At 41.4% G+C, this 20,866-nt stretch carries 19 protein-coding genes and 1 riboswitch; of the genes, 15 read left to right on the top strand and 4 right to left on the bottom strand.

Going from position 1 to position 20,866, the window contains the following annotated elements:
• From BCU94_RS19700 to BCU94_RS05285, 14 genes are all read left to right on the top strand, one after another.
• Positions 1 to 241: hypothetical protein (locus BCU94_RS19700; protein WP_206747668.1), on the top strand; the 241-nt coding region annotated here is incomplete at its 5' end.
• 270 nt (positions 242 to 511) lie between these two features.
• Positions 512 to 1,285 carry an adenosylcobinamide-GDP ribazoletransferase gene (gene cobS, locus BCU94_RS05350; RefSeq protein ID WP_102475834.1) on the top strand — a complete coding sequence of 258 codons (774 nt, stop codon included), beginning with the start codon at positions 512 to 514 and terminating at the stop codon, positions 1,283 to 1,285.
• Between the two features lie 907 nt (positions 1,286 to 2,192).
• Positions 2,193 to 2,359: riboswitch (cobalamin riboswitch) on the top strand.
• A 118-nt stretch (positions 2,360 to 2,477) separates the two neighbouring features.
• The gene (locus BCU94_RS05340; protein ID WP_102475832.1) at positions 2,478 to 4,301 is read left to right on the top strand and encodes a TonB-dependent receptor; all 1,824 of its coding nucleotides are present in this window, start codon (positions 2,478 to 2,480) and stop codon (positions 4,299 to 4,301) included.
• 56 nt (positions 4,302 to 4,357) lie between these two features.
• Complete coding sequence (locus BCU94_RS05335; RefSeq protein ID WP_102475831.1) at positions 4,358 to 5,170, top strand: ABC transporter ATP-binding protein; 813 nt, start codon at positions 4,358 to 4,360, stop codon at positions 5,168 to 5,170.
• A complete protein-coding gene (locus tag BCU94_RS05330; protein WP_102475830.1) occupies positions 5,157 to 6,170 on the top strand; it encodes an iron ABC transporter permease in 1,014 nt (337 codons plus the stop codon). The genes BCU94_RS05335 and BCU94_RS05330 overlap by 14 nt, the downstream gene beginning before the upstream one ends.
• A complete protein-coding gene (gene cobU, locus BCU94_RS05325; RefSeq protein ID WP_102475829.1) occupies positions 6,167 to 6,706 on the top strand; it encodes a bifunctional adenosylcobinamide kinase/adenosylcobinamide-phosphate guanylyltransferase in 540 nt (179 codons plus the stop codon). Before BCU94_RS05330 ends, cobU (BCU94_RS05325) begins: the two co-directional genes overlap by 4 nt.
• A gap of 2 nt (positions 6,707 to 6,708) precedes the next feature.
• The gene (locus BCU94_RS05320) at positions 6,709 to 7,566 is read left to right on the top strand and encodes a helical backbone metal receptor (RefSeq protein WP_102475828.1); all 858 of its coding nucleotides are present in this window, start codon (positions 6,709 to 6,711) and stop codon (positions 7,564 to 7,566) included.
• On the top strand, positions 7,563 to 8,087 hold the full coding sequence (cobU, locus tag BCU94_RS05315; RefSeq protein WP_102475827.1) for a bifunctional adenosylcobinamide kinase/adenosylcobinamide-phosphate guanylyltransferase: 525 nt from the start codon (positions 7,563 to 7,565) through the stop codon (positions 8,085 to 8,087). Before BCU94_RS05320 ends, cobU (BCU94_RS05315) begins: the two co-directional genes overlap by 4 nt.
• Positions 8,080 to 8,769 carry a histidine phosphatase family protein gene (locus BCU94_RS05310; protein ID WP_102475826.1) on the top strand — a complete coding sequence of 230 codons (690 nt, stop codon included), beginning with the start codon at positions 8,080 to 8,082 and terminating at the stop codon, positions 8,767 to 8,769. Before cobU (BCU94_RS05315) ends, BCU94_RS05310 begins: the two co-directional genes overlap by 8 nt.
• Position 8,770: 1 nt before the next feature.
• Positions 8,771 to 9,847, top strand: a complete 1,077-nt coding sequence (locus BCU94_RS05305; protein ID WP_102475825.1) for a hypothetical protein — start codon at positions 8,771 to 8,773, stop codon at positions 9,845 to 9,847.
• 86 nt (positions 9,848 to 9,933) lie between these two features.
• Positions 9,934 to 10,518 carry a cob(I)yrinic acid a,c-diamide adenosyltransferase gene (gene cobO, locus BCU94_RS05300; RefSeq protein WP_102475824.1) on the top strand — a complete coding sequence of 195 codons (585 nt, stop codon included), beginning with the start codon at positions 9,934 to 9,936 and terminating at the stop codon, positions 10,516 to 10,518.
• Between the two features lie 126 nt (positions 10,519 to 10,644).
• A complete protein-coding gene (locus BCU94_RS05295) occupies positions 10,645 to 12,114 on the top strand; it encodes a cobyric acid synthase (RefSeq protein ID WP_102475823.1) in 1,470 nt (489 codons plus the stop codon).
• The gene (locus BCU94_RS19740; protein ID WP_241904959.1) at positions 12,114 to 12,488 is read left to right on the top strand and encodes a hypothetical protein; all 375 of its coding nucleotides are present in this window, start codon (positions 12,114 to 12,116) and stop codon (positions 12,486 to 12,488) included. Before BCU94_RS05295 ends, BCU94_RS19740 begins: the two co-directional genes overlap by 1 nt.
• Positions 12,489 to 12,525: 37 nt before the next feature.
• Positions 12,526 to 13,503 (top strand): TIM barrel protein, encoded by a 978-nt coding sequence (locus BCU94_RS05285; RefSeq protein WP_102475822.1) that lies wholly within the window; start codon positions 12,526 to 12,528, stop codon positions 13,501 to 13,503.
• Positions 13,504 to 13,784: 281 nt separating this feature from the next.
• Here the strand turns inward: BCU94_RS05285 and BCU94_RS05280 are convergent, their stop codons facing one another.
• From BCU94_RS05280 to BCU94_RS05265, 4 genes are all read right to left on the bottom strand, one after another.
• Positions 13,785 to 15,794, bottom strand: a complete 2,010-nt coding sequence (locus tag BCU94_RS05280) for an MtrB/PioB family decaheme-associated outer membrane protein (RefSeq protein WP_102475821.1) — start codon at positions 15,792 to 15,794, stop codon at positions 13,785 to 13,787.
• Positions 15,795 to 15,806: 12 nt separating this feature from the next.
• Positions 15,807 to 16,721 (bottom strand): DmsE family decaheme c-type cytochrome, encoded by a 915-nt coding sequence (locus BCU94_RS05275; protein WP_102475820.1) that lies wholly within the window; start codon positions 16,719 to 16,721, stop codon positions 15,807 to 15,809.
• Between the two features lie 397 nt (positions 16,722 to 17,118).
• The gene (locus BCU94_RS05270; protein ID WP_102475819.1) at positions 17,119 to 18,102 is read right to left on the bottom strand and encodes an ABC transporter permease; all 984 of its coding nucleotides are present in this window, start codon (positions 18,100 to 18,102) and stop codon (positions 17,119 to 17,121) included.
• The gene (locus BCU94_RS05265; RefSeq protein WP_102475818.1) at positions 18,099 to 18,980 is read right to left on the bottom strand and encodes an ABC transporter ATP-binding protein; all 882 of its coding nucleotides are present in this window, start codon (positions 18,978 to 18,980) and stop codon (positions 18,099 to 18,101) included. The genes BCU94_RS05270 and BCU94_RS05265 overlap by 4 nt, the downstream gene beginning before the upstream one ends.
• A gap of 281 nt (positions 18,981 to 19,261) precedes the next feature.
• On the opposite strand from BCU94_RS05265, the gene BCU94_RS05260 reads away from it, so the two are divergent.
• On the top strand, positions 19,262 to 20,059 hold the full coding sequence (locus BCU94_RS05260) for a helical backbone metal receptor (RefSeq protein ID WP_157937387.1): 798 nt from the start codon (positions 19,262 to 19,264) through the stop codon (positions 20,057 to 20,059).
• The last annotated feature ends 807 nt before the right edge of the window (positions 20,060 to 20,866 follow it).

Genomic DNA, 20,866 nt, shown 5'->3' with positions numbered 1-20,866 from the left:
CTCTCAGAAAGCCCCTCAAATGCCAGAAACAAAAAAAACCGTTGATAATCAACGGCTTTTCTCGTATTTAATATGGCGGAGAGATAGGGATTTGAACGCAAGGCTTCCTATTATATATAAAATGATGTGTTCAGCCGTGCCTGCTGTGGAGAACTTAGCTCAACCTGCTACGCTGGAAGCAATGGACGCTGTTAAAAAGTTCCAATTGAAATTTTATGTTGTTGACAGTATTCAATATTAGTTCACCTCAATTACATTGCAGTTGAAAGCTGTGAAAAAGCACAGTCTTTCTTCCTTAAAAAGAAACTTGTGATCTATTACTCATACCTAATTTGAGTTAATCACTATATTAAATATCCATTCAATCAAAAAAATTTAATGATATTGAAAAAGTGGTTACTCTCCCCCACTTTTGCCCTAACAAGTTCTCAGTAACATTATGCAAACCATAAATAGTAATCTTAAAATACTCTATCACTAACCCCACAAGATTAAAGAGAAAAAACAAGTTATGAGTAACTTAGACATAAAAAAAAACAATATATTTAATGAAGTTCTTGCAGCCATTAGTTTTCTAACACGCTTTCCTTTTACAAATCACATGATGTTTCATGAAAAGACTGTGGCGGCTGCTAGTCGTTGGTTTTCATTGGTTGGTCTTTTTATAGGTTTTTTTGGCGCAGCTGTATACTTTGCACTTAGCTTAGTAGTTCCTCATTCCCTTGCGTGCGTTGTGACTTTGGTAATACTCATCCTTGCAACCGGTGCCTTTCATGAAGATGGCTTGGCCGATCTCGCTGATGGCTTTGGTGGAGGTTGGGATAAAAGCAGAAAGTTAGCAATAATGAAAGATAGCCAGATTGGCACCTATGGGGTACTTGCATTAATATCAACCTTTGCAATAAAACTGAGTAGCCTGCAGCTACTCAGTATGCAGCAAGTCATGCTCGCATTAATAACTGCACATGGTGCTAGCAGAGCTATCTCTGGCATGGTGCCATTCTTTCTTGAATATGCACGTATAGGGGAAAACAAAACACCACAAAAATCAAATACTATCAACTACAACACATTATTGATACTAACTGCATGTGGTTTCCCTGGATTGCTTTTACTGCCAAGCAGCTTAACTTTATTATTACTAGCAACTTGGTTGATAGCTTTTGTTTTATTACTCAAGTTAATGAAAAAACAAATAAATGGATATACAGGTGACACCCTTGGCGCAACGCAGCAAGTAATAGAGTTATTAACTTATATTTGCTTTGTTATTTGGACATATTAGTATATTAATACTTATTGAAACTAGTGATTACAAATCAAAACCAGACAGGATTAGTGCACTTAACATGTTAAAGTAAAAAATATTAAGGTGATGGAAAACCCTTTAGTTTAAAAGTGATAAAACTTAATATTTTTATTTCAGCCAGTTGCTGATTAATTTATAGAGAGTCTTTATTTAAAAAATAAAAACACGTTCCTCAGCAGCTAACTTTCCTATCTAGTTTAAAAGTCTCACTGCTAACATTTGCATTATAGCAATCACACTTAAGCGTAAACAACCTATAATGTATAAAATTACACATAGGTTCCGTGATGAAAATTTAGCCTCAAAAAAAATGAGGTTAGATGCCTCTAACCTCATAATGCAGGGTTACCAAGTAAGAGTGATGAAGTTATTACTCAGTTTTACCATATACTTTGGGTGGAAGTATATATTAAAAAATATCAAAAAAGCCACAATATAAAAATATGACTTCAAATAACATTTAACTTGCAGAAAAAACGATATCAAAATAAGAATAAACCAAACAATTATGGTTACATTCAAATGTTGTGAATATTGTTTTAAACATCTCTATTACGATATGCGTAAAACAACTCTCACAACAAATAATAGCAATACTTATTAATTTTTAATATGTTACTTTTAACAGTAATTTAAACATATTATAAAATTAATTTTCAACCTAAATCTTATTACAAGTAAAAATAGCTCATATTTAAAGCAAGAAAAACCGCCCCATAAAGTCTCACCACAAAAGTACTGTTAAAAGTCACACACTTTAGTCCATATAAATAAACCTGTGACCATTTTCACATTCCAACTACCAATAATTGATTATATTCCACCACATCATCGATGGGTAAAGTAACAGTTCACAACAATGAGTTGTGCGAACAAGCTTTATCACTATCAATACAATTAGGGTGTTATTTTTGGGAATGTGGTGAGACCCCACAGCTGTACCTGCAACTGTAAACAGAGCGAAATACTTTTTACCACTGACTTTATATCGGGAAGGTGTATTTCTAGATGCTGTGAGCCAGGAGACCGACCTAATTGTTCGATGTACTCAAGCGGGTTTCTTGAGACATAGAAAGATTGGATTTTTTCTATTCGCTACTAGTTACTCAATTATTAACAAGCAGCGCATCTCCCGCTATTTTAAACTCAGCATAACAAGGCAACAATAATGAGTTTTAAACTGCGTTTATCAGCTATCACATTAGCTATTTTTCAAACTTACAGTGTAAATGCTGCAGCACCTGCAGTCCCAGTGCATGAAACAATCGTGGTCACTGGAACACGTTTTGAGAGCACACCAGACTCACAACTTACGGTAATTAATACCATTGAACGTGAAGAAATTGATGTGCTTAATCCCAAATCAGTAGTTGATGTTCTAGAAGCATTACCAGGTTTAAGTGTGACTCGAAATGGTGGGGCTGGACAAACGGCTTCAGTGAGTATACGAGGCACCAGCTCAGGGCATTCATTGGTGCTTATTGATGGTTTAAGGGTTGGATCTGCCCCCCTAAACGCTGTCAATTTTGGCTCCCTTTCTCCACAAAATATTGAGCGGATAGAAGTCATAAAAGGCCCTAGAGCTTCTATTTGGGGCAGTGATGCTATTGGCGGTGTAATACAAATATTTACTCGCCAACTTAATGGTGGTGAATGGTTTGCCAGTACCGAGTTAGGTAGTAATAACTATCTACGAGGCACTGTAGGTGCGGGAGTTGCACATGGTGATGGTCAAAGTACTATCACAGTAAACAGTGAACGTTCAGATGGATATAATATCCATAATGGCGCACCAGAAGAAGCTGATGATGATGGCTATGACCGCATAGGATTAACTGTAGCGGGTTTGCAAAATATCTCGGACCAATGGGATATTAACTGGAGTCTACAATATGACACTGGTAATAGCGAACACGATGATATTTACGCCAGTGGCGGCACTGACCAAGCTGATTTTGACAATTATATGTGGAATGTTGGCACCCAATATCAGGGCGAGCAACTCACGAGTAAATTAAATATTGGTCAATCTCAAGAATCAAATGTCAATTTTCGCGGTGATAACCCGGATGTCGCGAGACAAAAATACGAAACAACTCGCGATCAAATAAATTGGACAAACCAATTTAAAGCATCTAATGAACTGACTGTTATCGGCGGAGTGGATTGGTATAACGAGTCCGTAAATGGGGATTATGCTGTCAATGAACGAGAAGTTTGGGGAATTTATGCGCTGGCTCAATACCAATGGCATAACGTTCTATTTGAAGGGGCTGTTCGATATGATGACGTTGAAAATATCGACAATGAAACTTCTTATAATTTAAGTGCAGCCTATAACTTTTCTGATCAATGGCGCTTAACGGCAAGCACAGGCACAGGCTTTAAAGCACCTACTTTTAATGACTTATACTGGCCTGGAACAGGAAACCCAGATTTATCCTCCGAAACCTCTGAAAGCTATGAATTAACCCTTAATTATAGGGGCTCTGCTATTCAAGGTTATATCAGTTTATTCCAAAACGATATTAATAACCTCATTGCTTGGGCACCGATTGATGAAGATGGTTACATATGGAAACCTGCCAACATCAATGAAGCCAAGATAAAAGGCTTAGAGTTATCGTTAAATACCAAGCTGTGGCAATTAGACCACCGGATTTCGTACACCTATTTAGATGCCAAAGACACTAAAAATGATGAAGAACTTGTTGGCCGTAGTGAGCACGAGTTTGATTATAGTGTGGGCTATCAATGGGAACACTTTGACCTACTCGTAAGCTATCACTATCAAGGCAAACGCTATTCAGGTTACGGCCAACACCTTGATGCTTACCATAGGGTCGATGTCAGCATGGGATATTGGTTTAACGACAAATGGCAACTACGTGTGAAAACCAACAACATACTTGATGATGACTATATGACCGTCAGCAACTACAACAATCCAGGGATGGAATATTTTGTGAGCTTGAGTTACCAAGCTTTCTAATTATGTCCTAACTAAGACTTAGGCGTCAGCGCTATTGACGCCTAAGTGGAATACTAATGACAGTAAATAACCACACAATAGAACACCTATCAGTTAATAACTTAAGTTGGAGTTGCGCTGATAAAAATGTATTGCAACAACTGAACTTCAAGGTAAATAAAGGAGAGACTATTGGTATTTTAGGCCCTAATGGTGTTGGTAAATCCACATTACTGCGCTGTATTTATAAATACCTAAAGCCATCAACTGGCGAAATCTATCTTGACGGGGTCAATATTAATGACATCTCTCGTCGTCAATTTTCAGCAAAAGTTGCTGTCGTGCTGCAACACCCTCCATCAGGGTTTTCTGTCACCTGCCGCCAATTACTGGCAACGGGCTTAGTTAGCCAGCATAAATGGTGGCAAGCTATTGACTATAAAAAAGAGCAACGGATCATTGATGAAGTGCTTGAGCAAGTTAACTTGTCAGATAAAGGCGAGCATATTTTCGAGCACTTATCTGGTGGAGAAAAACAACGCTTACTGATTGGCAGAGCCCTATTACAAAAGCCAGAAATTTTATTGCTTGATGAGCCTACCAATCACCTTGATATCCGTTACCAACTCGAAGTACTCACATTAATTAAATCGTTAAATATTACTGTTATCGCCACAATTCATGACCTTAATTTAGCCAGCGCCTTTTGCGATCAAATGCTATTTCTCAAAGAAGGTCGTTTAGTCAAAAATGGCCCGCCTTCAGCAGTGATGTCTGAAGATAATATTCGCCATATCTATGGCGTAAATGCCCATATTGATCGTCATCCAACTAATGAGAACCCTCGGATCACATACCATTATTCTGAGGCTTTATATGCGGCTGTTTAATGCAAAAAAATTGCTATTTATTCTTACTCCGTTAGTGCTCATTAGTCCAGTATTTGCCATTGTTATTGGTACCGCAAATATTGAGTTTAATGATGTTATAGGCGCGATTCTTCGGGCCGCTGACATATCAGAGGCTGCAACAGGTTCTTTAGCTATTTCTGACCGTATTATTATTGAGTTACGTATGCCAAGGGCAATTATGGCGATGCTCTGCGGCGCAGGACTAGCCATATCAGGCTCGGTATTACAATGTGTCACTCGTAATCCACTTGCCGACCCATACCTGTTTGGTATTAGTTCAGGGGCAGCATTAGGCGCTATTTTGGCGTTAACTGGCGGAATAATGTTTCTACCATTGGCTGTTTGCGCCTTTTTAGGTTCATTAATTGCAGTAGCAGTCGTCATGGTCATGTCCCGTGATGGGCAAGTTGAAACCCTTGTATTGTCTGGGGTTGCAATCTCATTTTTGCTCTCATCTATCGCCAACCTCATTCTTTATTTTAGCGATCAACAAGCCATACAAGCTGTTTTGTTTTGGTCTTTAGGCAGCTTTGCTAATGCTACTTGGTCCACCTTATTGTACCCCAGCATCATTGTAGTGCTTGGTAGCATTATTGTTTTCCAATTTCAGCGACCTTTGCATGCATTAATGGCAGGCAATGAAAGCGCCCACACCCAAGGGGTGGCAGTACTGCCATTACGGTTAGGCATGCTAATGCTAACCGCATTAATTACCTCATCTTTGGTGGCAACTTGTGGAGGAATAGGCTTTGTTGGCTTGATGGTGCCTCACATTTCAAGAATGTTAGTCGGTGCAGCTCACCCAGCTAGCCTCATTATTACCGCCATGATGGGCGCCATTTTAATGGTCTCTGTCGATATTCTTTCGCGGGTAATTTTACCTAGCCAAGAGCTCCCTGTTGGCGTTATGACCGCCATGATGGGGAGTGCTTTCTTTATTTTTCTTCTTATTAAACGCCAAAAAGGTCGTACTAGATGAAGCAGTTAATTATTGGTGGAGCCCGTTCTGGCAAAAGTAAAATGGCGCAAAACTATGCCTCCCAATGGCAAAGCAATACGCAAGGTGAAGTCATTGTTATTGTTACAGCGCAAAATAAGGATGGTGCGATGGCAAAGCGCATCGCTCATCATCAGGCTAACCGTCCGCCCCATTGGCAAACGGTTGAATCCCATTTAGCACTAGCTAGCACCCTACAGCGCCACAGCCAAGCGGACAACCTCATAATGGTTGATTGCTTAACCCTATGGTTATCTAATGTTTTACTACACGATGCTGAGCAATCTACGAATCAATACCCTGTAATGAAGCGTCAACTCATCGATACCATAAAAGCGCTTTCTGGAGAAATAGTACTTATTGGTAATGAAGTTGGTCAAGGTGTTGTCCCTATGGGGGCATTGTGTCGAGAATTTGTCGACCAATCAGGTTGGTTACACCAATCAATCGCTGAGTGTGTCGATAAGGTCACAGTATCAATTGCAGGCCTACCTATGGTTATTAAGGAAAGGGCTTAATTATGTCTATTTTCGTTAAACCCATAAGCTTAATTGTCGCGGGATTTCTTGTCTGCTTGACTACTTCATATGCCCACAGCGCACAGCAAAGATTCGTTGTGCTATCACCCCATGCGGTAGAAATGATGTTCAGTATTGACGCAGGCGATAGAATTATTGGCACAGTGGAATATGCCGACTACCCTGCTGCTGCAAATGATATAAAACGTATTGGTCGCTACGACTTTGTTAATTACGAAGCCCTAATGATGCTTAATCCCGACGCCATCATAGTCAACAGTGAAAGCACGTCATCGGGAATGCTTAGCCGCATTAAAAGCCTCGGGTTTACTGTTATTGATACCAGTGTCACAGAGCTTGCTGATATACCGAAAAGGTTAATTGAATTAGGTCAACTAACCGGACAACAACAGCTTGCCCAGCAACAAGCTGCGCAATTCAGTCAGCAGCTAAACGAGATTCGTCAACAATATCAGCATCAAGATCCCATCAGCATTTTTTATCAGGTGTGGCCTCACCCTTTAACGACAACCTCCAGTTCATGGATGGATGAGATTTTTGCAGGATGCGGAGGGGTAAACATATTTGAAAATGCCCACTCAGATTACCCTCAGGTCAACATGGAACAAGTCGTTTCATTAATGCCTGAAATGATCTTTAAACCTATTTATCACGGCAACAGTAATCAAGAGTTAATCCGCTGGGAAACTTGGAGTGAGCTACCCGCAGTAAAGCATGGACAAGTGATCGCCTTAGAAGGTGATCTCATTCACCGTACAGGCCCCCGTGTACTTCAAGGAATGATAAACATTTGCCAGAAAATCGACTTAGCACGTCATCAAAGAGCGGCAACATTATGATTAGTTTTTATTTAGGTGGTGCTCGCAGTGGCAAGTCGTCCCTTGCAGAGTTAGAAGTCAGCCAAACTCGATTACCCGTGCTCTATATCGCTACCTCTCGCCCGAGTGCATCTATGCAAGAGCGGATCCGCTTACATAAACAACAGCGCCCTGACAGTTGGCAAACTCTCGAAGTGCCAGTAGATTTAGTCACTAGCTTAATTAAACACGACAAGCCAGAGCAAACCATCATAATTGATTGTTTAACCCTGTGGTTAACCAACCAACTGTTGGCACAACATTGCCTAAAACAAGCTATCGAGGAGCTTGCGAAAACACTGGCCAATATGCAATCGCATTGCGTTCTGGTTAGCACTGAATGTGGCCAAAGCTTGATTCCAGAAGATAAAATGAGCCAACTGTTCGTTAATGCCAGTGGCGAAATGCACCAAATCATCGCCGAAATCGCTGACAAGGTGACTTTCTGCCAAAGCAAAATTGCTAACACGTTAAAAATGCCAAAAGAACTCAGTTATGAATAACACTAAGTTCACTTTATTACGCCATGGTCAGCCGCAACTCAGCGACTGCTTACTGGGTCGCACCAATGCACCATTAACCGCCCTTGGCTGGCAACAACTACGTCAAAGTAGTATAGGTTTAGGCTTTGATAGAATTATTAGTTCACCATTAGAGCGCTGTAGCGCATTTGCCCAGCAACTCGCTCACGAAAGCGCCGTACCAATAACTATCTGTGCTGACTGGCAAGAAATGGACTTCGGTTTATGGGACGGTCTGCCGCTTAAACAGCTGTGGGCGGCTACTGATATTGACTACCCTAAATTTTGGCAAAACCCCTTTTTAAGCCAGCCTCCTCAAGGTGAATCAAGCATTCAATTAATGCAACGAGTAGTAAAGCAAATTCAGTTACTCAGTCGACAATATCAAGGCCAACACTTATTAATTGTGACTCATTCAGGGGTTATTCGCATCATTATGCATTGGCTATTATGTCATTCAAATTCGATAGACAAGTTCTCTGAAGCGTTTCTATCCTCTCATAGCCACAGCCATCAATATTGCAATGCCCACCTTAGCAATCTTATGGTTTCCTACGCAGCTCGACTACAAATCAATACCTTTATTGATGATGACAAGGTGCTATGGCCGCAATTGACAGGACTGCATAACTACCACGCTGACACTCAGCCAAAGGAAGCCTAAAATGAAAACTATCTGTTTTAACATTTTGAACTGCGCAGCAACTCAATTGCCGAGCTTACATCAACTTTCTGATGCTGGGGCAGGTTCCGATTTAATGCATTTCACCCCAACCAGAGACAGTGAAATTATCGCCAATGGGCAAGCCAACACGGTATTACCTCTGAAAAAGTTGCAGTCCAAAGAGGCTGATAAATATGATGGGCTGTTAAGTAATGGTGGTATTAGTCCGGCAGTATTATCTCGAGGGCTACTAAAGTTATTAGCCAGCAATGGTTATAACATTGAATTTCATAGCTATAACTTTAATGTCAGTCAGCCGCACACCATGCAAGAAGATTGGCTAGTACAATCACACCATGGTGGCAGAAATATTGATAGCACTGAGTTAATTGAAACGACATTAATTCCCTCGTTAGTGGATCAAGCCCAAAGAGGCTGCATCAGTATTTTGTCTGAGTGCGGAGTTGGCGGCACCACCTTTTCTACCCTGTGGTTACGCTTACTTACTGGTATGGATTTGTCTCCCGCGGGAAGCACTATCGACCCTAAAAAATTAGCTATAAAGCAGCAACTACTCAATGAGCTTGAATGCCAATATCGTGTTGATGGCGAAAATTTTGATGAAACGCGCTTATTAGCTAACCCACGGTTTCACGATCCAATTCAACTGGCCGTCAGCCAACTAATTAAACAGTGGCCAACACAGCTACCAATGCCAACTTTTGCTGGTGGCATGATGTTCGTAGCGCCGCTATTGGCGGCAAGAAAAACCAACTCTCTAGCCATCCCTGTGCTAATCCACACCACTCGGTGGGTACTTAATGGCGATGGCAAACAAGTATTATCCCATCTTGGGGACAAAGATGTCATCACCACCCACACAACCAATTTTTCACGCTCTGATATGAGCTGCCTTCAGTGCTATGAGCAAGGGCTAGTAGTAGAGGGCTGCGGCTTAGGTGGCCTGCTGGTTTTAGCTGAGACATTAGGGATAAACGAACCTGCGATAATTAAGGCGCTTGAACTGGCCGTAAATGAATACCAGCGACCATTTCTTGAAAACGAATCGGTGGCCTAATGTGGGAAATAGGATTTGAGTCATAACTTGTGATAACAGGCTAGCAAACGCTATCAATATACCAGAATAAAGTATCAGGAATAATAATGAGCTATAACCCTAAAAAACAAGCACAACACAAAGAGCATGTTGACCAGGCCATCGAAAAAGCCCAAGAAGAGCGTGGTCAAGTATTAGTGATAACAGGTAATGGTAAAGGTAAAACCACTGGTGGATTTGGCACCTTATTTAGAGCCCTAGGCCACCAACAAAAAGTCGCGGCAGTGCAGTTTGTTAAAGGCGATCTTGAATGCGGTGAGCGTAACTTACTTGAACAACTCAATGTACCAGTTCATACCATGAATACAGGATTTAGCTGGAATAGTGAAGATAAAGAAGTTGATAAGCAAGCAGCACAAATTGCATGGCAAGCAGCAAAATCATTCATTACCGATCCTAGCTTAGATTTGGTGCTATTAGACGAACTCACTTACATGATCACTTGGGGCTTTATTGAACTGGACGACATCATTACCACACTGAAACAAAGACCAACTGAAATGTCAGTGGTTATCACTGGTCGAGCAGCCCATCGTGAGCTCAAAGAGTACGCTGATACTGTCAGTGAAGTAAGACCTGAAAAACATGCGTTCCATCAAGGCTTAAAAGCGCGTCAAGGGCTGGACTGGTAATTAAAAGGTACGCAAATTGCGGGCGACTTTAATAGCGATATTTCCCGAAGTGCTCAGCTTATTTATCAATTCAATTTTTGACGCTTAAAAACAAGCCCAAAATAATTTTTTAATGGAACAACTCCCATGAGCGGATTCAAATTAATGGTGCAAGGCACTACCAGCGACGCTGGTAAAAGCTTGATGGTTGCAGGGCTTTGTCGAGTTCTGGCACGTAAAGGAATTAAAGTCGCCCCTTTCAAACCACAAAATATGGCACTTAACAGCGCAGTCACGCCAGACGGCGGCGAAATAGGTCGCGCACAAGCTGTGCAGGCACAAGCGTGTAACCTTCCGTTAAGCGTACACATGAATCCAGTACTGCTAAAACCCAATACCGATACAGGTGCACAGGTGATCATTCGTGGTAAAGCAATTGAAGATATGAATGCCGTCAATTACCACAACTTTAAACCGCAGCTGCTAGAGATAGTGCTGGAAAGTTTTGAAACCCTGGGACAAGGTATGCAGGCTAGACTGGTTGAAGGCGCTGGCAGTCCTGCTGAAGTGAATCTGCGTGAGCAAGACATAGCCAATATGGGCTTTGCCGTTGCGGCCCAAACCCCTGTTGTTATTGTGGCAGATATTGATCGAGGCGGCGTCTTTGCTCATTTATATGGGACTTTTGATCTGCTCTCTGCTGAAGAGAAATTACTGGTTAAGGGTTTTATTATCAATCGCTTCAGAGGCGATATCACCTTATTAGAAAGTGGGCTTACTTGGTTGACGGAGAAAACTGGCGTGCCGGTAATCGGTGTTGTCCCATATTTACACGGACTCTACCTTGAAGCGGAAGATGCTATCAACCAACAGCAACTCGATGACGATAGCCATTTTAAAGTTGTCGTGCCGGGTTTGCCACGCATAAGTAATCATACGGATTTTGATGCCCTCAGGCTTCACCCGGGTGTCGACCTTTGCTTTGTTAAACCTGGCGATAAACTACCAAATGCCGACTTAATTATCTTGCCCGGTTCTAAGAGCGTGCGCGGCGATTTGAAAGCATTGCGAGATCGTGGTTGGGACAAGCAAATCGCCCGTCATTTACGATTTGGCGGCAAGTTAATTGGCATTTGCGGCGGCTATCAAATGCTCGGCCACAGCATTGATGACCCCCATGGTATCGAAGGTCAAGCTGGCAGCAGCGAAGGACTTGGATACCTTAACATCACTACCACCCTTGAGAAAACGAAAACCCTTAAACAGATCCATGGCGAACTCCAGCTTAATGGCAACACTCATCCAGTGAAAGGCTATGAGATCCATGCAGGAGTCAGTAATGTACAGGAGACTCAACCCTTCACATTAGGCACTGAGGATAATCGCTATCCTGATGGTGCAGTCTGTCCACAAAATCAAGTATTAGGCACTTATCTTCATGGCGTATTCGATGAGCCACAAGCCTGTAATGCGCTACTGAACTGGGCAGGCTACCAACAGCAAAAAGCCCAAGATATGTCAGCATTGCGTGAGGAAAACCTCAATCGACTCGCCGATAGCCTTGAAGAGTCGCTCGATCTCGATTCACTATTTAACGGTATTGAGGGGTGGAGCTAATGAATAAGATGCAAGCTCATTGCCCTGCTTTGTTTGTTACAGCTCCAAGTAGTGATAGTGGTAAAACTACATTGGTTGCTGCTATGGCCAGATATTGGAGTAATCAAGGAAACAAAGTCAGAGTGTTTAAAACTGGGCCTGACTTTATCGACCCTATTTTTCATGAATTCGCCAGTGGTCATCCTGCTCACCACCTCGATCTTGGCATATCGCCTTTTCCTCGGGAAATTGAGGACGTCATAAACGTTATCGTCACGCAACGCTATGACATCTTCACGGACAACTTGAATAACCTCCCCTCTGAATATAACGGAGGTTTCTGGCTATTTGGCAGATCAATATGTGACAAACCTACATCACCTCATCTTATGTAGAACATGAGTTTTCGACACATAACAGCAAGGAGCAATAATGAAGCAACTGACGAACCTCACAGTGACCCCAAACCCAGGTCACCTGCTAGATAACTGGCAACAAGCTGAAGATTGGTTAAGCCAAATGAACCTTGATGGTTTCGAAATATATCCGCATGGCACTGTCTCTGCGGATGCTATTCCAGCTCATTTAAGTGGCGGCTTTCATCTGCAATCTTTTCCCATTCTGACTCCGTTACTTTATAACGACAGCAAACGGTTAATGGACATCTTTGGTGATTGGGACACTGTCGCACAATTCTATGGTGGTACTGATGCCGACTACCTCATCAACACCCTCACTCAACAACTGGACTTGGCGCACGCATTAGGCGCACCCTATGCGGTATTTCACCCTATGGATTGTGATATCGACAACCTCATCTCACAACACTTTCCTTGGACTTATGAAGATACAGTTAAAGCCTGCAGCCTGTTATTGAATCAAGTACTAGCCAAGAGTAAATTTAAGGGGAAATTATTATTCGAAAACATGTGGTGGCAGCAAAGCTTTCGCCTCGATAACCGCTGTGAGTATGATCTATTACGACACAGTGTTGATTATCAAAACTGCGGCATTTGCTTCGATACGGGCCATATGATGGCCACCCAAACACAGTTTAGCCATGAGCAGCAGGCTCTGGATTTTATTGAGCAACGCTTGCTGCAGCTGGATTTACACCATGAGATTTGTACCCTTCATTTAAACAGCAATATACTCCCAGCTCACAAGCCTCAGTGGCGAGCTCCACTGTCAGTAAAGAGTCCATTCTGGCAACAGTTTGATTTATCTTTACAACACATCAATAAACTAGACCCACACCAAGCCTTTAGTCAGTGTGACTTATCCAATCTTATTGAGCGTATAAAGCCTGATTTCCTTGTCCATGAAATTAACCAAAAAAGCCTACCACAGTGGCAAACTGATATTTCGACCCAGATGACATTATTAAACCGATGTTTACGTGTAGCATAACGAGTATTGGTTCTATGAAAACATAATAAAGTCAGTATCTAAGCTGTTTACATATAAGCAGCTAAAATATCTTTATAAGAGTGTGACGGTAAGGGCTTTACGGTGTTACAGCTAGTCACAAACCAAGGTTTCCCCGAAATATAATAGATTACGACGACAGTCACAGAGGCGTACTTAAAGCGCTGTTAGTTTACTGTTAGCCGCTATAAAAAGTTGCTATTACCCTCAAAAACAGACTGGTAATAGCAACTAAGACTATTTAGCTAGTATTTTATAACCAACTAAAAATGATACCTAAAGGTCGCCATCACGAGATGAGCGGTGTAATCATGATTCAATTCCCCTAAGGTTTTAATACCAGTAGGGCCAGTTCCTGGATAGTAATTAACAGGTAATTGCGTATCGTCACTGTCTTTGTAACGTTCAATTTCATAACGTAAGCCGACCGTCATGGCTTTAGACAATGCATAATCTACAAAAACCGAAGCATAATGACTGGTTGATTCAAAATCGCCAAATACATCATTATTGTCAATATCGCTGTCGCTGAAAGACAGTGCATAGCTATAATTACCACCGATACTTATGCCATAGTCAGCTAAACCTGTGTAATCAAACCCAACACCAATAAAGCCAAACTGCTCGTTGGTATTAGCTTGCCAATAATTAGAATAATCATTACGTGCACCAGCCTGATTATTATCAATCCATTGATAACCGCCATCACCATTTAGGTTCAAGGTTTCAGTCACTTGCCAGTTTACACTTAAGTCATAACCGTAGTTTTCTGATTCAATGAGGCCAATATCAGTATTAGTATAATCATCTAGCGAGTAATAGCCGTTGAAGCTAACTGAGACATTATCCAATGGGGTATGAGTGACAAATACCTCAGCTTTTGAGCTTTTCTTATCTGCAAGATAATACTTACGCATTAACTCACTCTCGTCACCTGATACTGCATCGTCATATAAGAACGATGAACCACCTTTGTCCGAGTAACTGCCTTTTAAGCGTAAATCCCACTTTTCAAAATTACTTGCACGCCATTGCGCCCAAAAAATATTGTCATCCGTTTTTTCTCGATCTTGATTTGAACGTTCAGTATCTGTACGGTCAAAACCTGCCTCAATACGCTGACCCGTTGCAAGATTATAACTAGCACTCACTTTGTAAGTCGTTCGAGTCGTGTCATAGATACGATTCTCAACCAATTCTCCGGTCATCGAATTGTAATTATACTGTTCGTACTCGTGGATGTCGGTGGTGTTGTCTCTATCAGAGTAATCCACAGAAGCATTCAAACGTAGCCCTTTAGCAATTAGGCTAGACACTTTAAAGTTAGCATCAAGAATATCAACTTCGACATTACCTTGATTCCCACTGTTTGGGATACCTGTTAAGGTAATAAAGTTACTGTCTTGCTTCATATTTCCGCTAACAAGGCGGCCACTGAGATAGGTTTTATCAAAACGGTAATTACCTAACGCACTCACAAAATGTGCTTGGTTATCTGCCGCCTGTGACACACTAGGATAAGCATCATTGTCAATTGACAAAGCATGGTTATTATTATCAAACCAACTACCTTTGTAGTTAACTTCAGAGAACCAATTATTGCCATTAAAGTTCACTCCCGCAGATAAATTTTGCGTGCGCATATCTACAGGTGCAGCTAAGTTAGTCGCAATGATGCCACCATTACTCATACTGCTAAGCAGCTTACCCGTTTTATCTTCCGTCGCGTATTTAACATAGGTCGCGTAGCGGTCGCGAGTATAGTTTGCTTCTAATTGATACTTTTTGCGCTGTAAAGATAATGACTGAGTCACGAGGTCATCATTTTCTACAAAATGGCCATTATTACTAGTCCAAACGCTTTGTGCATTATCTGCTGTGTATTGATTTTTTTCATCAAAACTTGCCTTGATACCCCAACTACCGAGGCGGCCAGTTTTGATGCTACCGTTACCTTGCTGACTACCTAAATTATCAGCCTTGATTTCGGTACGATAACCTCGACTATTAATCACCAGATCAGAGTTCACTCCAGCGGCTAAACCGTCTGTGTATTTCAGTTTATTCGCGGCGTAGTCATCGTCACTATCTAATGCCCCTAAATCAACTCCAACCTGACCAATAACACTGCTGTTAGAAACGCAGTTCTTACATTTCCAGCTATCAGCACGATTGTTAACATCATTTGCCGCTGTTACACCAAAATCAAATGCCATCGCTCCAGTACTAACACTGGCAAGCGCTATGGCAACTAAATTTAATCTAAATTTCATAAGATAATCCCCTTAAAACTGTAGCGCCTTGCCAGACGTATGATTTGAACCATGTATTTGGCTATGACAATTTAAACATCCCTGGCCTGCTGTTTGGACGCTTTGATTATCACCAGGCATAGTGGAAGCATGGATATCTCCTGCATGACATTGCTTACACAACATAGGCACACGTGATTTAAGAAGATCATTGTTAACGCTGCCATGAGCGTTGTGACAGTTGGCACAGTTCTCCATTACCGGAGCGTGCTCCCAAAGGAAAGGACCACGTTTTTCGGCATGGCATTCAAAACAGGTTTGATTAACATTAAAGGCTTTAAGATCACTCTCGCCCATTGACCCATGCGGGTTATGACAATCAGTACAGACCATTGAGCCATTATTAATTGGATGATGGCTACGTTTATGGGTATCTGCATTTACTTTGATATGACAGTTCGCACACACTTCAGCTTGTGTGTTTTTTACCATAATAGGATCTTTGGCAGCATGCACCTGATGACAGCTGACACAAGCAACGTCTTGATCTGCATGAGCAGAGGTATGCCATGCACTTCGAGCATTGTCATTATGACAAGCAGTACACACAGAGTTTTGCATATCAGCAGTCAAAACTGAGTCTGTACCAAAATCTATCATTGGTTCATTTTTGCCCCTATGCTTACCTTGAGGTCCATGACATGCCTCACATTGCAAACCCGCCATTGGGCTATTGCTTGACATCGCTTGACCGTGAACGCCATCAAAGATGGCCATGACTTTTTCAGAGCGCTTATGGCACATCAAGCAACCATCAGCCCCCTTTTTCGAATAAGCCCCACTTTCAAATTTATCCATCAAAATATCGATTGGCTCAGCATTAATGCTACTGGCAATAAAGCCAGATAGCATAATTAGCAATGCACTCATACGTTTCAATTTTTTCATATCATCTGCCATAATTTATATTAGATTTTTAGTTTTGCTACTCAATATGTTCAATTTACATATCGATTAGAAACAGAGACTAACCACAAAAAATAGAAATTTCTCTGGGGTTTTTAACAGTAAACTTAAAACTGTTAGCTATAACCGAAGATATTTTGGCAGGCTGATAACAAGGTGGGCATAAGAGGGCTTCCCCTCTGGATCACATACTGCAGATAAAAGTGAAACTAAGGTAAAAAACAGTTTAATTGATGTGAACTTACCTTAGCGTGTATAGATAATCTACTGGCAAATAGGTGTATTGAACCTCCCAATGGATTGCAGCGCTAAGATGGAGGTAATTACATTTCCTTTATAGGTAGCTACTATTATTAGTAGCTACCTCGTTATCATTGAATCAATCCCAGCGGAAACTGCGACTAGCTAGCGCTAAACATATCAAAATCGTTGCCACAAGATATAGCAGATGATTGCCAATATCGAATAATCCAGCGCCGTCGATAATAACCGCCCTATTAGCATCATTCATGTGAGTTAACGGTAAGCAATCAGCCAAAAAACGAACCCAGGGTTTACTGCCTTCTAAAGAAAACCAAATCCCCGATAAAAACATCATTGGCCATGAGAGAATATTAAGCAGTCCATTACACAACTCGTCTGAGCGGGTACGACTTGCCACCAGCAAACCGATACTGATCATGGCTGCGCTACCGAGTAATGTATTGAGCACCAAAAGCAGTACATTACCTTGAGAGCGAATATCGAACATCAGCGCGATAACCAAAAAGACTAAGATAGCAGAAACCACTGTCGCTCCAAGTCTTGAAATGAGTTGGGATGCCAAAAACTGCCACGCCGCTAACGGGGTTACTTGCAACCGCTTTAACACCCCGGTTCTGCGATACCGCACCACCACATAACCCACGCCATAAAGCGCAGAAAACATCATGTTCATTCCGATAATACCTGGCAGTAGCCACTCAACATGACGCACGGCATTGCCAACAATTGTTTGCTTTTCTAACTCAGGGGATTTGCTAAAAATAACCTGCTCTAATATATAACCTTTAGCACTGTCTGGGTTGACCCAATAACTATCGCCACTGATCAAACCATCAATTAAATGTCGAGAGACTTTATGCTTTGCTTGCTCTAAGTCATTGTAATAAATAACATCCACATGTTTTAACTCCGACAATGCCTCAAGCTGCGGACTATCACCATAGGCACCAAGCTGATAAAGCGTCGGGTTATCATCATCGAACACCAGTACGAGAACCAGAATAATGATAATTGGAAATAGTAGTGACCAGCCTAGCGCAGACTTGTCACGCACAAACTCAAGGTTTCGGGCGTTGATCAGTGCAAATAATGCATTCATATACGAAGCTCATTACCAGTTAACTTTAGAAAAAGGTCTTCAAGGTGCGGCTTACGCACAGACATGCCGTTAGTAGAGTGACCAGAAGCGAGTGCTGGCAGTAGATCATTAAAGCTATGACACTCTACCCTTGTTTGACCAGAACAATGACTAACTCTTACTGGTAAACCGTCAAAATCCTGAGCGCAATAAACGCCATCGAGTTCAACAATTTGCGGAAAAAAATTATCTTTAAGTAGCGCTTCAGGTGAACCTTCTGCGATAAACTGTCCTTTATCCATGATGGCAATTTGATCGCAAAGCTGCTCTGCTTCATCCATATAATGTGTAGTGAGAATAACTGTTTTCCCTTGTTTTATTATCTCCCTAACCAACTGCCAAAAATGTAACCTAGCCTGGGGGTCTAGCCCGGTGGTGGGCTCATCTAAAAAAAGCAAAGCGGGATCATTAACTAAACTCAACGCCAGCAATAGCCGCTGCTTTTGTCCCCCAGAAAGCGTAAAATGAAGCTGATTAGCAACTTCCTGTAGTTGACATAACTCGATCAAATGGGAAATAGGTGCATGGCTTTGGTAAAAACTTGCGAAAAGTTTCAAGCAATCTTTAACAGTTAAATAATCCGGTAGCGTAGTCGACTGAAATTGAATTCCAATTTCTTGTTTGAAATTCTTTTTGATTGGCAAGCCTCGATAGCGTATGTCACCCTGAGTTGGCTTCAAGACACCTTCAAGGATTTCAAGCGTTGTTGACTTACCGGCGCCATTAGGACCCAGTAAACCAAAACACTGACCAGCCTCAATATCTAAGTTAATGTTATTAACCGCAGTGAAATCACCGTATCGATGAGTTAAGCCGCGAACACTTAATAATACTGACAATACAACCTCAAGAAAAATTATTAGACATATATTATCTGTAGTGCAATGGAAAAAAACACTGGGGGTTTTAACAGTCTTTGATTTAGCAAATCATAATTGTGTACTTGCACACAAAGCTGTTTTAACGTGCTTGTTTTTAGCGAAAATCACCCCATCATGCCTGAACATCATTGATATTGAGATTTAACATGCGCGCGATAAAAATACTATTTGGGCTAGTCCTTTTTTTAGCTATACAGCCAGTTTTTAGCCAAGAGGAACAATCCCTCAGAATTGTGTCTTTGGCCCCCAATTGGAGCCATACTGTTGCTGAAATTGGGGCAATTGATAACCTAGTAGGTGTGACTCGTTACGCTCGATTTCCTGCCGAAGTCCCCTTAAGAGTTGAACAAAGTCGTATCGACATTGTTGGTGGATTTACTGATATCACTATCGACAATATCACTCGCTTGAATCCAGATCTCGTGCTCACAGCTACTGGACTGCAACTGACGTTAAAAGCACAGCTAAAAGCACTGGGAATACCCGTTATTCATATGGAGGAATCCAGCTTAGAAGAGGTATACACCAAAATAATTTTGCTTGGGGAGACAATAAATCATCAAAAACAAGCCATTACCTTGGTCGAATCAATTCAGGGTCAGCTACGAAAGATCGCATCCCAATACAGTAACCATCCATCTCCAAAGGTCTATTACGAAATTAACTATTTATATAAATGCGTGCCCGGAAAGCATTCATACATGACTGAACTAATTGAATTGGTTGGAGCTAAAGCCATTTTGTCAGATCGTGATGGTATCGCGCCCATGGTGACCTGGCCAGAAGTTGTGCAAGAAAACCCCGATGTTATTTTGCTGCCGATGTGGCCAGATGCAACAGGCCCAATCTTCGAAGGACCACAAGCGGGTAGCGGCACCACCACCATCAGTGAGGTCAAGTCCCGTGAAGAGGCTAATCGCGTGAACGCAGTAAATAAAAATGCTGTCAGATTTATTGACTCGGCAGTGACCAAACAGGCTGGGCCGAATATCCCCCAAGCAGCAAGGCTACTCGCGGAAGCTATTTATGGTAATTAAAACACAAATTTTAATGACCGCTAAATGAATAGTGAGGCCTTGTTAAAAGCGCAATAGCCAATTACAAAAAAACGATAAATAAACCAAACAGCAATTTAATCTTTAGTGCAATAAGTTATCGAATATTTGCAACAAAGCGAAAATGTAGCTAATAGCTTTGGTCATTAGCGTGCGTTAAGCACGCTGATTAAGCAACTCATTTATAAGCATTAAATTATTAAGGTATCCACCTTAAATAGCTACAACTAAGGTGGTTTAGTTAATCAAATGTAAGACACTCTGCAACCTTTAATGAATTAATGCAAAGATGACTTTTCTAAGCCTGCTTTGGAAAATAAAACGGTACTTGAATGCTGAGGCATTCATCACACACGGCGTACAACCAAAGCAATCAATACGATTCAAATCACAGTAAAGGGATAACCCAATACCTCCTTAAAATGTATTAGTTTTAACTTGAGTTGCATTAAATTGAACACCTCAAACCTCTTAAACTATTTGAAACGCACACCTTGAACATTTACACACCTTAACAACCTAAATAAAGCTAAATAAAGCTAAAACAGCTCAACTTTAACCTAACCACTATACCCATCAATTAAAATGAATGCTTTTTAGACAGTAAAATGACCATGATAAAGAGTTGAGGTTCCACGCTTTACTACAATATAAAACTGCTTTCCCACAAGCTTAAAATCAGATTTTGCCCCCAGCTATGACAAACCTTTGTCAGCTTAGCTCAGGACGGAACATACTCAAAAAAAAAGCCACTTGAAATCAAGTGGCTTTTAGCATCGAATTTAACTA

Origin of the sequence: Shewanella sp. 10N.286.52.C2 (assembly GCF_002874545.1) — a bacterium.
Lineage (GTDB): Bacteria > Pseudomonadota > Gammaproteobacteria > Enterobacterales > Shewanellaceae > Shewanella.
The sequence above is the reverse complement of the archived record's forward strand: the minus strand, read 5'-3'. Positions and strand labels throughout refer to the sequence as shown.

Bases quoted from the DNA above. Each gene is read 5' to 3' on its own strand.
- cobS (WP_102475834.1), top strand. From the start codon at position 512: ATGAGTAACTTAGACATAAAAAAAAACAATATATTTAATGAAGTTCTT.
- BCU94_RS05280 (WP_102475821.1), bottom strand. From the start codon at position 15,794: ATGAAATTTAGATTAAATTTAGTTGCCATAGCGCTTGCCAGTGTTAGT.
- BCU94_RS05295 (WP_102475823.1), top strand. From the start codon at position 10,645: ATGAGCGGATTCAAATTAATGGTGCAAGGCACTACCAGCGACGCTGGT.
- BCU94_RS05305 (WP_102475825.1), top strand. From the start codon at position 8,771: ATGAAAACTATCTGTTTTAACATTTTGAACTGCGCAGCAACTCAATTG.
- BCU94_RS05340 (WP_102475832.1), top strand. From the start codon at position 2,478: ATGAGTTTTAAACTGCGTTTATCAGCTATCACATTAGCTATTTTTCAA.
- BCU94_RS19740 (WP_241904959.1), top strand. From the start codon at position 12,114: ATGAATAAGATGCAAGCTCATTGCCCTGCTTTGTTTGTTACAGCTCCA.
- BCU94_RS05285 (WP_102475822.1), top strand. From the start codon at position 12,526: ATGAAGCAACTGACGAACCTCACAGTGACCCCAAACCCAGGTCACCTG.
- cobO (WP_102475824.1), top strand. From the start codon at position 9,934: ATGAGCTATAACCCTAAAAAACAAGCACAACACAAAGAGCATGTTGAC.
- BCU94_RS05335 (WP_102475831.1), top strand. From the start codon at position 4,358: ATGACAGTAAATAACCACACAATAGAACACCTATCAGTTAATAACTTA.
- cobU (WP_102475827.1), top strand. From the start codon at position 7,563: ATGATTAGTTTTTATTTAGGTGGTGCTCGCAGTGGCAAGTCGTCCCTT.
- BCU94_RS05320 (WP_102475828.1), top strand. From the start codon at position 6,709: ATGTCTATTTTCGTTAAACCCATAAGCTTAATTGTCGCGGGATTTCTT.
- BCU94_RS05330 (WP_102475830.1), top strand. From the start codon at position 5,157: ATGCGGCTGTTTAATGCAAAAAAATTGCTATTTATTCTTACTCCGTTA.
- cobU (WP_102475829.1), top strand. From the start codon at position 6,167: ATGAAGCAGTTAATTATTGGTGGAGCCCGTTCTGGCAAAAGTAAAATG.
- BCU94_RS05310 (WP_102475826.1), top strand. From the start codon at position 8,080: ATGAATAACACTAAGTTCACTTTATTACGCCATGGTCAGCCGCAACTC.
- BCU94_RS05275 (WP_102475820.1), bottom strand. From the start codon at position 16,721: ATGAAAAAATTGAAACGTATGAGTGCATTGCTAATTATGCTATCTGGC.
- BCU94_RS05270 (WP_102475819.1), bottom strand. From the start codon at position 18,102: ATGAATGCATTATTTGCACTGATCAACGCCCGAAACCTTGAGTTTGTG.